This is a genomic window from Desulfobulbus propionicus DSM 2032 (genome assembly GCF_000186885.1).
Lineage (GTDB): Bacteria > Desulfobacterota > Desulfobulbia > Desulfobulbales > Desulfobulbaceae > Desulfobulbus > Desulfobulbus propionicus.
The window spans coordinates 1,054,639-1,067,827 of sequence record NC_014972.1; the positions used below are offsets into that span (position 1 = coordinate 1,054,639).

The window sequence follows — 13,189 nt, forward strand, 5'->3', positions numbered from 1 at the left end:
TCAGGAGGAAACGGGGCAGGGTGGATGTCACCCTGCCTTTTTTTGTGGAGAGGGAACCAATGGCGCGAGAGGCACGAATAACAGTGATCGGCGGCGGCCTTGCGGGGTGCGAGGCGGCTTGGCAGGCAGCGGCGCAGGGGGTGGCGGTCGAGCTGTATGAGATGAAGCCGCATCGCTTCAGTCCGGCCCATGAACTGCCGCAGTTGGGGGAGTTGGTCTGTTCCAATTCCCTGCGTTCGAATGCCGTGGATTCCGCCGCCGGCTTGCTCAAGGAGGAGATGCGCCGGCTGGATTCGTTGGTGATGCGCGCGGCCGACAGCACCGCCGTGCCCGCTGGCACCGCCCTGGCGGTTGATCGGCGTCAGTTTGCCGCCGCGCTCACCGCCGCCATCGAAGCCCATCCGCTGATCACCGTGCATCGCCGGGAGGTGGAGTGCATTCCCGAACCCTGCGACGGTCCGGTGGTGCTGGCCGCGGGTCCGCTGCTTGCCGGTTCCCTGGCCGAGCAACTGCAAACACTGGTGGGCGGCGGGCAGCTCGCCTTTTATGACGCCATCGCCCCGATCGTCGATGCCGACAGCCTCGACCGGGAGATTGTTTACCGCAAATCGCGCTGGGATGACGAGGGGCCGGGCGACTATCTCAACTGCCCCATGAACCGGGAACAGTACGAGCAGTTCATCGGCCTGCTCGCCTCAGCGCAGACCGTGGCCCTGCACGCGTTTGAGGATCCCAAGTATTTCGAAGGCTGCCTGCCCATCGAGGTGATGTGCGCCCGAGGGGCCGATACCCTGCGCTTCGGGCCGATGAAGCCGGTCGGTCTGGCCCACCCGGTGACCGGCGAGAAACCCCATGCGGTGGTCCAGCTGCGGGCCGAGAACCGCGAAGGTACCGCCTACAATCTGGTCGGTTTTCAGACCAAACTGACCTATCCCGAGCAACAGCGGGTTTTTCGGACCATTCCCGGCCTGGAGCGGGCGGTTTTTCTCCGTCTTGGTTCCATCCATCGCAACACCTTTGTCTGTGCGCCGCGGGTGCTGGCACCCACCCTGGAGACACGGCGGGTAGCGGGGCTGTTTGTCGCCGGCCAGCTCTCCGGAGTCGAGGGGTACATCGAGTCGGCATCCATGGGGTTGCTGGCGGGCATCAACGCCGGCCGCCTGGCCCTGGGCAAAAAACCTCTGGTGCCGCCGCCGGCCACCGCCCATGGTGCCCTCATTCAACACCTGATCGCCTCCGATCCGCTCCATTTCCAACCCTCCAACGTCAACTTCGGCCTCTTTCCGCCCTTGGCTGGACGAAAAATAGCCAAGAAGGAGCGCGGTCGCCTCCGCGCCGAACTGGCCCTGGCCGAGATCGCGCAGTGGCGGCGGCAGGTGGTTGAAGGATGACCGCTAGCTTTCCTCAATGAATCCCCAGTAGGGATAATCGAGCCGGTAGGTGGCCACCAGACCGGGACTCTGTTCCCGGCTGGCCACCAACCACAGTTCATTGGCCCGCTCTTGGGGCGAAGTGTTGTCAAAGGGATCCCATCGGGGCAGGAGAACCATGGCGTTGTCGGCGGAATAGCCAATATCCCCCGAGCCTTTGAACGAGCCGAGATGCGGCTGGCGTTCGAACTGACCGCCAGGACTACGTTCCAGTTCGGAGATCACCAGAAAGCTGACCGCCATTTCATCGCGGATAGCTTCCAGTTGCCGCAGCCAGCCGTCGATGCCGCTGCGCTGCTGGCTGATATCCTTGAAGGGCAGCTTGTGCAGGCTGTCGATCACCACCACCGTATAGTCGGAATTGGTTTCGTGACGGAGAAAATCAATATGGCGGCGCATGGTTTCGGGTGAAAGGGTGCGGTCGTTGACCACCCGCAACCAGGTGAGCAGGCCGTGCAGGGTCTGTTGGGATTGCTGCAACCGCTGCCGTTCGTCCGGGGCCAGGTCGGTGCCCTTGATCCGGTCGATGGCCAGACGGCTGAGCCGGCAGAGGATGCGCAGATAGATCTTCTGGCGGCCGTTCTCGAAATCATAGTAGAGCACCGGGATTTTTCGCAGGGCCATGGCTGAGGCGATCTGGATGAAAAAGGCCGATTTGCCGGCCTTGGGCGAGCCACCCATGATGTTGATCCCGTGGATGCCGCCCAGGGCCCGATCCAAACGGGGAAAACCGCTGGTCAGCCTGGCGTAGGAGTCGCCTGATTCCTGGAACAGCCGTTCGTTGAAGGTTTGGTACTCACTCGACGGGGTGGAGAAGGGGGAGAAGGCGCGGGCCTGCTTGATCAGGGCAAAGACGGTCTGCTGCAAGCGGTTCTTGGCCGTAGCGCCCAGTTGGAGGAGCGAGGCATTGCGGCTCGTGCCCTCCGGCCAACGGATGAGGCGAACCTTGAAGCCGACCCGGGTGGCAAAGGCCTTGGCCTTGGCCTCGGAATCGGCCGAGTGGTTGACCCAGAGAAAGATGGTCCGGATCCAGGCAAACCGCAGCGGCTCGATGTGATCGAGGTCGGCGGCCGTGGGCACGGCAACGCCCGGCAGCCCCAATTGCTTCAGGGGCAGGAGGTTGCTTTCCCCCTCCACCAGGAAAAGGGCACCGTTTTCGCACCGTTCGATCTCTGGAGCGTTGAACAGGCGGAACTGTTCGCCGAAAAACCGCTCGGCACCGTACCAGAAAAAATCCTCGGGCCGTTGTGGATGGACACAGCGGGCCGCATAGCAGTTGCCGTCGGCCTGGATGTACGGGTAGACCAGGTAGCGGCCATTGTACCCGATGCCGACTTCGGTGAGCACCGCGGCGGACACCCCGGCTGTCTGGAACGCATCCAGCAGATCGCCGGTGAGCTTGTCGGCGAACCCGGCCAATTCATGGTTGAGATTCTTGACCGGATACTCCACCCCATGGCCATAGTAGTCGCGATCCGGGTCATAGCCCGGGGCCAGGTGCGGGCTGATGCCGCGCAGCCGGGCGAAATGAAGCGGGAAGCCGCCACTCACGCAACGGTTGAGGCAGCGGAAATACCCATGGAAGAAGTTTTCCTGATGGAGGACCACTGCAAGGGTGCCGGCCTCCACTCCCTGTTCGCTGCAGAAGGGGCAGGGGGCATGGAGGATGGTGCCGTTCAGCGTGGCCTTGGGCAGGTGGCGGAGGTAGAATTGAGTGACGACATCGGGCATGGCGCTCCTTGGGAAGGTGGTGGGGCAAAGGCATGGACAGGAGGGAAGCGAATACGGCGTCTTCCTGTTGGCTGTGCAAAAAACGAGGCCTTGGGCCAGGCCGCAGTCCATGGGGCCGGTTGCCTGCCCCGCGGCGGTCGGGAGGCGACTCGACCATCGGGGGCAGTAACGCGGGTTTCCAGGGTTATCCGAGAATGGATTGCAGCTCCTGCTGTTCCAGCCTGTGGTCGAATTTGAAATGGGCGGAAAAGCCGTTGTCCTGCAGGTGAAACGGCTGCACGCCGATCACCATCCCCTTGAGGTGAAAAAACTTGGCCTTGCCGCCCACCGGCAACACAATCTGCATCCGCCGGCCAAGGAGAAGACGGGCGTTTTCCTGGCGGGAGATACGAATGAGAAAAGCGAGCCCGCCCAGGGAAATGTCGGCGGTCTCGGCGCGAAAGCCCCGGCCGATGGGATTTTCGAGGCTGCTGATCGGCTGCACCTGGATCTTGCGCGACAGGTTGAAACGCTGTTCCCTGCGACGGTCGAGACCCTTGCGTTCGATCATTGAACAAATATTGTTGCAGGCGGAGTAATAGTCGTAGAGTTTGGCGCGCAGTCCGGGAAACTGTTCTTTCCAGGTGTCGAGCGCGGTTTGCGGCAGGAGGTACAGCCTGGAAGGGGTCAGGGAGGTCAGGGTGACCGTCCAGAAAGAGGGCGCGAAAAAGTTTTCCCCGGCTATCTGCCCACGGTTGAGGCTGGTAATGAACAGTTCCCGCGACCCGACCAGATGGGAAACCTTGATGCTGCCCTGATTGATGAAGAACAGGCTGTCATTCTTTTCCCCTTGGGCGACAATGGTCTCTTCGGGTTTGTAGCGGCGCTCGATGAATTGCTGGTGGATGGCCCGGAATTCGTCGGTGCCGAGCCGATCGGTCAATTCCGCCCATATTTCAAGATCGTCTCCTGTCCTCACTCCTCTCCTCTCCTGCTCGATGATTTCGCTCGCACGGATCATCTCGCCCAGCGGAAGATCGTCGATTGCATCGATCCGCTCCCGTTGCCGTTCCGCCGCTTGCACTGGATTCGCTGGACCGGCCGTGGTTTCCCGTGAGTCCGGTTGTTCCTCGGCAGCGGTCTCTTCCTGGTCCCATTCCGTTTGCAGGGCGGTGGCCTGACGGATCTGTTCCAGGGCCTGCGCCGCCGCCTGCCGTACCTCGTCGCTATAGCCCGCCAGGCCGAGGACGTTCTTGCTCTGCGCCACCCGATTGAGCGAAGCGGTCGCCCGCCTGGAGCCGATGGCGCCGAGTGTCTTGCAGATGCTGATCTGCAAGTCGTTCTTGCTCTTGCCGAGAAACGGTTTGACACTTTCCAGCAGTTCGGTCAAGGGGCGGACGAACCGCTCGTCATGGGCGGTGGCAACGTGATTGATTACCTTGATTTTCAGCGAGTCGTCGACATGCTGCAAGGCATGGAGGAGAAAATCCTTGAGATGGTCGCCGCCGATCTTGACGGCGGTGCTGATGACCTCCTGCTGGACGCGAGGATCGCTGTGGTGAATGTACGGCCTGATGGTGGCAAACAGCGCGGGGCTGCCGACCTCGCCGAGCAGGCGGATGATGTTGCGCACCACGTACCAGGGCGAATCCTTGTGCAGTTGCTCCAAAAGAATCGAGACAGCCGGATTGCCGGCCTGCTTGATCAGGCTCAGCAATCGCTTGCGTTCAAAACGGCTTTCATTGTTGATCAGCTGTTGCAACTGGAATTTGGCCGATTCCATGCCTAGTTGCACCAACAGTCGGCCGGCGGCTTCCTGATGGACCTCCGAATGGAGGTAGCGGTCGAGCAGCTGTTCGAGGATCGGTTGGGAACAGAGCGTTTTCAAGGTTTCTTGGGCCTGGGCGCGGAGATGCGGATTGGCCGAGGCCGAGGGCTCCGCGGTCGAAAGTGTCTGGAGCAATTGGGTGGTTTCACAGGCCAGAGGGTAACGTTCCTCGCTCAGATAGTGGCCGGTCAGGGTACCGATGGCGGTGAGAGCCTGCTGGCTGCCGTGTTCATCGATTCCTTGGAGCTGTAAGCCTTGTTGCAGGGCCGGCAGCAGTTTGGCCAACCGTTCCCATTGGCCGAGATGCATCAACTGTTCGGCGATGGCGGCCAGGGTGCGAAAGGCATTGGCGCGGATGGCCGGTTTGCCGTGCTGCAGGGCAACGGCCAACTGCATCAGCACGCTGTCCGCGGTCTTCTCGTTATTGTTCAGCAGCAGGCCACGGACCGTTTCCGGCAGGTCCTGGCAAAATTCCTTGTTCTCGAGATCGCTGAAATTGCCGTGCAGGAGATGGTCGAGGCCGCCTTTGACCGACTGTCGGCGCTCCTGTTCCTGGATCTGTCTTTGCTTGCTGTGCAGTTCAATGATTGCCCGCATCTTTTCGCCGCGAACGGTTTGCAGCAGGCGGTTGTAGGCCGCCTCGACTTCCTTGTCGTCCACGTCACCTGGTCTGGGTGACCGGCCTTCGGCGATTGCCCGGAACTGATCGGTCAACTTCGCCAGCTTGTCCTGGGAAAGTTGGCTGATGACCTGCTGGTAGAGCTGCTCGCCAAAGAGGGTCTTGTATTTTTGTACCAGGATCAGCCCGAGTTCCTGTTCATCAAAGGTGGCCGCGATTTGCGCTCCGGCCTGGGTGGCGACCTTGAGCTGTTGTTCCTTGTCGAGCAGGGTGTCATAGCGTTGCAGCACCTGCTCAAAGGAGGAAAAATCGGCCGGTCCATCGGGTTGTTGACGCGCTTCGAACGATTGCTGGGTCGCGGCGACCAGCACCGGCGCCGACCATGCCGGTTGCTGCAAGCGCATCGCCAGGGGATCCGGGAGGGACGAGGATGGAGCCGACGGGTTGAGCAGCAGGGCGCGGGCATCGATGTTCTGGGCGATGGTCCTGGTGATTTCGGGTCCTTTTTTGGTGCGGGCCAGGCGTTTGAGCACGGAATCGTCGGCGGGCTTGAAGTCGGGATCCTTGTCCTTGCCGATTTGCAGGGGGATGTCGCTGGTGAGGGTGGCGATCATCCGGTTGAGCTGCTTGGGGGTGAGGTGATCAACGGTTTCGTCGAGCAGTTCGTCGGAGACCTGGTTGATCACTTGGGTGTAGAGCTGTTCGCCGAAAAGGCCCTTGAACCGCTGGGCAAGGATGTTGCCCAGGGCCAGTCCCTCCATGGAGGCGAGCTGGGCGCCGGCCTGGCGGGCGACCTGGGTTTGCTGCTCGCGGCTGAGGAGCTGCTCGTAGTGTTCGAGCAGGCGGTTGAAGGCGCTAAAGTCGAGCTGGCCGGTCTGCTGGAGCTGGGAGTCGGTGACCTGCTGGGCAGCGGTGGCGAGCACCGGGGCGGACCACTCGGGCTGTTTGAGCCGGGCCAGGAGATGCTCGGGCAGCTCGGCCAGGGTGGTGTCGGGATTGAGCAACAGGGCGCGGGCATCGATGTTCTGGGCGATGGTCCTGGTGATTTCGGGTTTTTTTTCTTGCTCCAGGTGTGCCAGACGGTGCAGGATCGCTCCCGGCCCGCCGGTTGCTCCAGCGGCATCGTTCCCAGGAATGGTGCGCAGTCCCTGTTGGGCGACCAGGCTGGCGATCAGACTGTTGAGTCGTTGCGGCGTCAACTGGTGCAGGGCCGAACCCAGCATTGCATCGGCCTCGGCCGATGCCGGCAGGTTGGCGATCAATTTGGCCAGCAGGGCCGGATCCAAAGCGGACAGGGCGTCCGCCGATTTTTCGAGCTCAAGGGTTCGTTTGCGAAAATCGGTTTCCCGGCTCAGCTTGCCAAGGAAATCGATCACCGCCCTGGTGACTTCCTCTGGCGGACGGTTGTGTTCATTGGCGAGCGGCAACCGTTTGATCAGTTCCTCGACCAGCTCCGGCGAAACGCCCTGCAAGGGATCTTGCCCCGTTCGTCCCAGGACAAAATTGGCCAGCTCCTCGTCGCTGATGCTGAGGCCGGAAGCGAGCAGTTCCTCGCGCACCACCTGTTCGCCTTCATGGATGGCGACGTAACGGCTGACATCAACGGACACGGACACGATACCGGCTTTGTCGAGAAGGGTGGCAACGGGTTCGGTCAGTTCTTTTTCACCGAGAAGCGCGGAAAGGGTTTGGGTGAATGTGATGCATTCCTCAGGGGAAAAGGAGGCATGAAAGGTGAAGGAATGGATCTTGAAGCGGTTGAACAGGGTGACCAGCCCTTGGATTTGTGGGCGCGAGTGATCCTTTTCGGGCAGGTGTTCCCCGCAGACGAGGATTTTTTGATCGGAAAGGGCAAGGATGACCGAATTGTCCGCGTCACCCTCCAGCAACGCCTCAAAGGCTTTCATGAGAAACTCGTTGCTTCGCTGCACCTGCGGATTGGCGGCAGGATAGAGGCGTATGGTTCTCAGTGCCGTGTACAGTCGGATGGGGAAGTCAAGCAGGAGCTGCGTTCTGTCCGAGGAGGGAGGCTGCGGGATATGGCCCATGGGCGGTTCCGTGTGATGGCGTCGATCTTTCCGTGAGGGACTGGTTCGGTTCTGTGTCCACGGGTCCGGGAAGCGAGAGCGATCCGCGGTCGTGGCGCACAACCAGGCCATGCGAAGCCGTGCATCGAAGCACAAAGAGAGGTTCGCGCGAAGCTCGACATGGCGTATTCATCCGTTACCATTCCATATCCGCTGCATTTGATCAATGTGAACTTTTTTGAACGGATTGAGGCGACTGATGGCAGGTCAAAGAAGAACCAACCGCTCTTGCCCTAAAGCCGAACGGCAGGGAGCCCCCGTGACACATATCATGTGGTGGCGCAGGAGGAGCTGGACAAGGACATTGATCGGCAAGCCCACCACATTGCTGTACGAACCGTTTATGGTACGGACGAGAAAGGCGCCCCTGCCTTGAATGCCGTATGCGCCGGCCTTGTCCATGGGCTCGCCGGAATCGACATAGGCCTGGAGAACGGAGTCGGCAAAATGGTCGAAGGTGACCAGGGTGGTTGCCTCGCCCGCTTCCTCGATCCGTCGGTCGTGGCAGCAGACGGCAAAACCGGTGATGACCCGGTGGGTCCGTCCTTGCAGCTGCTTGAGGATGGCCAGCGCTTCCTCGCGGTCCCGCGGTTTGCCAAAGAGAGTCTCGTCCAGGGTGACCACGGTGTCGGCGCCGATGACGCAGGCCTGGGGAGAGGTGGCGGCTATTGCCTTGGCTTTGGTTATTGCCATGCGCCGGGCAAATGCTGCGGCTGGCTCGCCGGTTTCGGGCGTCTCGTCGATCCGCGCCGGTTCGGCACGGAATGCGAGACCAAGCTGGCGGAGAAATTCCTGACGGCGCGGTGAGGCCGAAGCGAGGATCAAGGGATGGCAGGCGGTGAACATGGCAAGACAGGGTTCTGGTTGAAGAGGGGAAAAGGATAGTAGAGACGTTCGAGAAACAGACCGCAGGCCGGCGCGGTAAGGCCGGCCTGGGTTCGGTCCCTGGCAGCCAGGATGGCGGCGATCGCCTCCTCCGGGCGCTTGCCGTGCCCGATCTCGATCAGGGTTCCGGCCAGGATGCGCACCATCTGGCGGAGAAAACCGTCGCCGGTCACGTGAAGCGACCAGAAATCCTCGCATCCCAAACGGGGCGAGCATCGGATTTCGTAAAGGGTGCGGACCGCGCCGCGGCCATCGATGGCAGTTTTGTCCCGTGAGCCGGAGCGCTCAAAACTGGAAAAATCATGCCGGCCGACCAGTTGGGTCAAGGCGGTACGCAACCGCTTCGGGTCAAAAGGGCCGGGAAAATGGGCACGGTGCAGACGAGTGGAGGGGCATTGGACCGCACCGGTGAAGAAGTCGTAGCGGTAGGTCTTGCCCAAGGCACTGAAACGACTGTGGAAGGTGGCCGACGCCTCCTCGGCCGCCAAAATGCGGATGTCCGGAGGCAACAGGGCATTGAGGCCCTTGAAAAAGGCGACGACCGGGATGGCCGCCCGCGTATGAAAATGGGCCACCATGCCGAGGGCATGCACGCCGGCGTCGGTGCGCCCCGCACCATGGAGGGTGATCGGTTCCTCGCAGAGATGCGACAGTCGCTGCTCCAGCTCTTCCTGGATGGTGGCCTCGCCTTGGCGCTGTCGCTGCCATCCGCAATAGTTGCCGCCATCGTAGGCAATCAGCAGCCGGATGGTGCGGAGCATCAGGGGAAAAACGGCGCTCCCAGCAGGCCGGTTGTTTCGGGAAACCCGTTCATCAGATTCATGTTTTGCACCGCCTGGCCCGAAGCTCCTTTGACGATATTGTCGATGGCCGACATGACGATCAGGCGGCCGGTTCGGGAATCCTTTTGCAGGGCCAAGTCGCAACAGTTGGAGCCGCGGACATGCTGCGTCGCGGGTGGTGTGCCGGCGGGCAACACGCGGACAAACGGTTCGGCATCGTAGGTGCTTTCGTACAGCGCGTGCAGATCGGCGTCACGACCCTGTTCGGTGAGGGTGGCGTAGATGGTGCTCAGGATGCCACGGGAAATGGGCAGCAAATGAGGGGTAAAAGAGACCGTCACCGGTTGGCCCGCTGCCAGCGATAATTCTTGCTCGATTTCAGGAATGTGCCGATGGCTGCCACCTACTTTGTAGGGCTTGAACCCGTCGGTGACCTCGCAAAACAGGGTCCCCACACTGGCCGCCCTGCCAGCTCCGGATGTCCCTGATTTGGAGTCGATGATCAGAGTGGCTGGATCGATCAAGCCATGGCGGAGCAGAGGCGCCAGGGCCAGGATGACCGAAGTCGGGTAACAGCCGGGATTGGCGGTCAGGCGCGCGGTGCGTATCCGGTCGCGGTACAGTTCCGGCAGGCCATAGACAGCCTCCGCAAGCAGGTGCGGGCTGGAGTGGGGTTGATACCAAGCTTCGTAGGTCGCCGCATCATGGAGGCGATAGTCGGCGCTCAGATCGACCACTTTCTTGCCCGCATCCAACAGGCGAGGGACGATATCCATGGCTGTCTTGTGTGGGACAGCGGCGAAAAAGAAATCGGCCCGATCGAGCAATTCCTCAACCGACAAATTCTCGCAGACAATGTCCACTCGCTTGCGCAGATTGGGGAACACCTCGGCGAGCGCTTTGCCCGCATACTGCCGCGAGGTGGCGGCGGTCAGACGGATTTCAGGATGTCCTGCAAGAATGCGGGCCAGCTCGACCCCGGTGTACCCGGAGGCACCAATAATTCCGACATGCAGCATGATAGTGTTCCTCTTCTCGTCGCGGCTGTGGGAGCTTTTGTAAAAAAAAAGGGAATAACGAAGAGTCGTTATTCCCTGAGTGAAAACGGATACGAAAAATAGGGTGCGGCGACCAACTCCGCTGGGGCCGAAATCAACGTTTGGAGAACTGGAAGCGGGCGCGGGCACCACGCTGGCCGTATTTTTTGCGCTCCTTGGCGCGCGGGTCACGGGTCAGCAGTCCGGCACGCTTCAGCGGCAGACGCATTTCCGGATTCAACTCCTGGAGCGCACGGGCAATACCATGGACCAGCGCGTCGATCTGCGCCGATTTACCGCCCCCCTTCACCGTGGCCTGAATATCGTACTGATCGACGGTTTCAGTGACGGCAAAAGGCTTGGCCACCTTGGGTTCAAAAAAGATATTGCCGAAATATTCGCTCAACTCCATCTTGTTGATCGCTACCTTGCCGCTGCCGGGAGTGATCCAGACTCTGGCTATTGCTGTCTTCCGTCTGCCGGTAGCGTATGTCTGTTCCTGGGCCATAATCATGTACTCCGTGTTCAAATCTCAAGATTCTCGGGCTGTTGCGCCTGGTGGGGATGATCCTTGCCGCTATAGACCTTCAATTTCTTCAACTGCGCCCGGCCAAGTTTGTTTTTCGGCAACATCCCCCTCACGGCCATCCGGATCAGTTCTTCCGGCTTCTTGGCCAGCACCTCGCGGGCGCTTTGGGTTGTAATCCCGCCCGGGTATCCCGAATGGCGATGATATTTCTTGTCGTCCCACTTGTTGCCGGTGAGGTGAATCTTGTCAGCGTTGACAACAATGACGAAATCGCCGTTGTCCTGAAAGTTGCAAAAGGTCGGTTTGTGCTTACCGCGCAGGCGACGGGCGATCTCCACGGCAATACGCCCCAGAACCTTGCCGTCGGCATCGGCTACATACCATTTTCGGTCTATTTCATTGACTGGCGTGTAATAGGTTTTCATGCTGCGCCTCAACACTGAAAAAAAAAGGCTCGAACAGAGGTCCGAACCTTGGAGTCTCTTTTGGAGCGGGAAACGAGATTCGAACTCGCGACTTCAACCTTGGCAAGGTTGCACTCTACCACTGAGTTATTCCCGCTCGGTGTTTTCCGTAACAGCGGCAGAATATACAGAGTTTGAGGGGCTGCTGTCAATAAAAAAAAATCATTGGAAGCAAGTTGCTGGTCAACCTGGTGAGAAAGCCGGCGACCCGTCGTGGTCAAAGGTTGTCGATTTGGACGAGCGGTACGAGCATGCCCCCCGATTTATCGATCCTTTGCAGGGGTGCCGTCGTTAAGGACCGCCAGGCCGGCAGGCGGGAAACCGTGATTTTTTGTTTTCGAGCCAGCTGGTTGGAATCAGAGGTTGTGACCGACAGTAAAATTGGCTACATTGATTGGCGTATTTCATCAGCAATAACCACGAGCTGTTATTTTTTTACCTGCAACGGGCCGACATCGTCGGTGCCAAGAACGGCCGTCCGCAGAGCGAAGGAGTTTTTCATGGCAGAACCCGCTACCCGTAGGGTGTCCATTGCGCGCACCACCAAGGAAACCGATATCCGCCTCGTGCTCGATTTGGAAGGGGCAGGACATGCCTCCGTGCGCACGGGCGTCGGCTTCATGGACCATATGTTGACCCTGTTTGCCGTTCACGGCCTCTTTGATCTGGAAATCGTCGCCACCGGCGATACCGAGGTCGACGACCATCATACGGTCGAGGATGTGGGAATCTGTCTGGGGATGGCCTTTGCCCAGGCCTTGGGCGATAAATCAGGCATCTGCCGCTATGGGCATGCCTATGTCCCCATGGACGAGGCGCTGGCGCGGGTCTGCGTCGATTTTTCCAACCGTCCCCACCTACACTACCAGGTCCAGGTGAGCGAAGGCAAAATCGGCACCTTTGATCCGCCGTTGGCCAAGGAATTCCTGCGTGCCTTTGTTCTCCACGCCGGTTTGACCCTGCATGCGGACCTGCTCCATGGAGAAAACGGGCACCATATTCTGGAGGCGGTGTTCAAGGCAACGGCCCGAGCGGTGGCGCTTGCCGTCGCTCCGCATCCCAAGGTCAAGGGGCAACTTTCGTCCAAGGGCGTACTATGACGCCACGCACTCGGCTTGTCGTTGGACGTGAACGGCCGGCCAAGGATGCCATCATTCATTTTATCAGCAATTTCTAGGGAGGAACAGGTGACCGCATTGTCAAAAGTACGAGTTGGGCTGGCCGTGTGTTGTTTTCTCGCGGCTTCGGGTTGTGCAACCAAGGACAAGCCGGCGGAATCGGGGAAAACGGTCGATGTGCCGGTGTCCTGCATTGCCGTCATGCCGGTTCAACCGACCACCGATTACGAAGGCACGGCCTCCGAGGATGAGTTGAAGGCGCTCCAGGACGGCAGCCGGGTGATGGATGCCCTCCTCAAGCAAGAGCTGGCCCAATCGCGGCGCACGCTCCAGTTTGTCGACGAGGCAAGGCTTCCGAGCGGAGCCCTCTCCATGGACGATGCCCGGAAAGTTGCCGAGCAGGTCGGATGCAATGCTGTTCTGGAAGTGTCCCTCGGTCAATATACCGAGCGGGTGGGGGGGGATTACGGGGTCAAGCAGCCGGCAGCGGTCACCTTTGCCTATAGAATGTACGAGACCAAAGAAGGTGCGGTGCTCTGCCATGGTCGATTCGACGAACGGCAACAGTCGTTGATGGAAAATTTGCTCACCTTGCCCAAAGCCAAGCGCCGCGGCCTTACCTGGTTGACCGCCGAAGAGCTGGCGCGGGAGGGGCTGCGCGAAAAGATGGGGCAGTGCTCCTACCTGGGCGGCAAATAAG

10 protein-coding genes and 1 tRNA gene are annotated in these 13,189 nt (G+C 60.3%); 3 read left to right on the forward strand and 8 right to left on the reverse strand.

Annotated elements, in window-relative coordinates:
- The first annotated feature begins 59 nt into the window (after positions 1–59).
- Positions 60–1,391: a methylenetetrahydrofolate--tRNA-(uracil(54)-C(5))-methyltransferase (FADH(2)-oxidizing) TrmFO gene (trmFO, locus tag DESPR_RS04655; RefSeq protein WP_015723659.1), complete on the forward strand. Its 1,332-nt coding sequence runs from the start codon at positions 60–62 to the stop codon at positions 1,389–1,391.
- 3 nt (positions 1,392–1,394) lie between these two features.
- On the opposite strand, the gene DESPR_RS04660 is transcribed toward trmFO, so the two are convergent.
- The 8 genes from DESPR_RS04660 to DESPR_RS04695 all read right to left on the reverse strand — a co-directional run bounded on the left by DESPR_RS04660 (position 1,395) and on the right by DESPR_RS04695 (position 11,468).
- Entirely contained in the window at positions 1,395–3,161 is a 1,767-nt protein-coding gene (locus DESPR_RS04660) for a DnaB-like helicase C-terminal domain-containing protein (RefSeq protein ID WP_015723660.1), read from the reverse strand.
- 184 nt (positions 3,162–3,345) lie between these two features.
- Positions 3,346–7,635, reverse strand: a complete 4,290-nt coding sequence (locus DESPR_RS04665) for a HEAT repeat domain-containing protein (protein ID WP_015723661.1) — start codon at positions 7,633–7,635, stop codon at positions 3,346–3,348.
- A 246-nt stretch (positions 7,636–7,881) separates the two neighbouring features.
- A complete protein-coding gene (locus tag DESPR_RS04670; protein WP_015723662.1) occupies positions 7,882–8,520 on the reverse strand; it encodes a Maf family protein in 639 nt (212 codons plus the stop codon).
- The gene (gene truA, locus DESPR_RS04675; RefSeq protein WP_015723663.1) at positions 8,496–9,320 is read right to left on the reverse strand and encodes a tRNA pseudouridine(38-40) synthase TruA; all 825 of its coding nucleotides are present in this window, start codon (positions 9,318–9,320) and stop codon (positions 8,496–8,498) included. The genes DESPR_RS04670 and truA overlap by 25 nt, the downstream gene beginning before the upstream one ends.
- The gene (gene argC / locus DESPR_RS04680) at positions 9,320–10,360 is read right to left on the reverse strand and encodes an N-acetyl-gamma-glutamyl-phosphate reductase (protein ID WP_015723664.1); all 1,041 of its coding nucleotides are present in this window, start codon (positions 10,358–10,360) and stop codon (positions 9,320–9,322) included. Before argC ends, truA begins: the two co-directional genes overlap by 1 nt.
- Positions 10,361–10,493: 133 nt before the next feature.
- Complete coding sequence (rpsI, locus tag DESPR_RS04685) at positions 10,494–10,886, reverse strand: 30S ribosomal protein S9 (protein WP_015723665.1); 393 nt, start codon at positions 10,884–10,886, stop codon at positions 10,494–10,496.
- A gap of 17 nt (positions 10,887–10,903) precedes the next feature.
- Entirely contained in the window at positions 10,904–11,332 is a 429-nt protein-coding gene (rplM, locus tag DESPR_RS04690; RefSeq protein ID WP_015723666.1) for a 50S ribosomal protein L13, read from the reverse strand.
- A gap of 61 nt (positions 11,333–11,393) precedes the next feature.
- A tRNA-Gly gene (locus DESPR_RS04695) sits at positions 11,394–11,468 on the reverse strand.
- 403 nt (positions 11,469–11,871) lie between these two features.
- Here DESPR_RS04695 and hisB point away from each other — a divergent pair.
- Together hisB and DESPR_RS17035 are read left to right on the forward strand one after the other, a co-directional pair.
- On the forward strand, positions 11,872–12,471 hold the full coding sequence (gene hisB / locus DESPR_RS04700; protein WP_015723667.1) for an imidazoleglycerol-phosphate dehydratase HisB: 600 nt from the start codon (positions 11,872–11,874) through the stop codon (positions 12,469–12,471).
- An 87-nt stretch (positions 12,472–12,558) separates the two neighbouring features.
- Positions 12,559–13,188, forward strand: a complete 630-nt coding sequence (locus DESPR_RS17035) for a hypothetical protein (protein WP_015723668.1) — start codon at positions 12,559–12,561, stop codon at positions 13,186–13,188.
- The last annotated feature ends 1 nt before the right edge of the window (position 13,189 follow it).

Bases quoted from the DNA above. Each gene is read 5' to 3' on its own strand.
- rplM (WP_015723666.1), bottom strand. From the start codon at position 11,332: ATGAAAACCTATTACACGCCAGTCAATGAAATAGACCGAAAATGGTAT.
- truA (WP_015723663.1), bottom strand. From the start codon at position 9,320: ATGCTCCGCACCATCCGGCTGCTGATTGCCTACGATGGCGGCAACTAT.
- DESPR_RS04670 (WP_015723662.1), bottom strand. From the start codon at position 8,520: ATGTTCACCGCCTGCCATCCCTTGATCCTCGCTTCGGCCTCACCGCGC.
- trmFO (WP_015723659.1), top strand. From the start codon at position 60: ATGGCGCGAGAGGCACGAATAACAGTGATCGGCGGCGGCCTTGCGGGG.
- rpsI (WP_015723665.1), bottom strand. From the start codon at position 10,886: ATGGCCCAGGAACAGACATACGCTACCGGCAGACGGAAGACAGCAATA.
- argC (WP_015723664.1), bottom strand. From the start codon at position 10,360: ATGCTGCATGTCGGAATTATTGGTGCCTCCGGGTACACCGGGGTCGAG.
- hisB (WP_015723667.1), top strand. From the start codon at position 11,872: ATGGCAGAACCCGCTACCCGTAGGGTGTCCATTGCGCGCACCACCAAG.
- DESPR_RS04665 (WP_015723661.1), bottom strand. From the start codon at position 7,635: ATGGGCCATATCCCGCAGCCTCCCTCCTCGGACAGAACGCAGCTCCTG.
- DESPR_RS04660 (WP_015723660.1), bottom strand. From the start codon at position 3,161: ATGCCCGATGTCGTCACTCAATTCTACCTCCGCCACCTGCCCAAGGCC.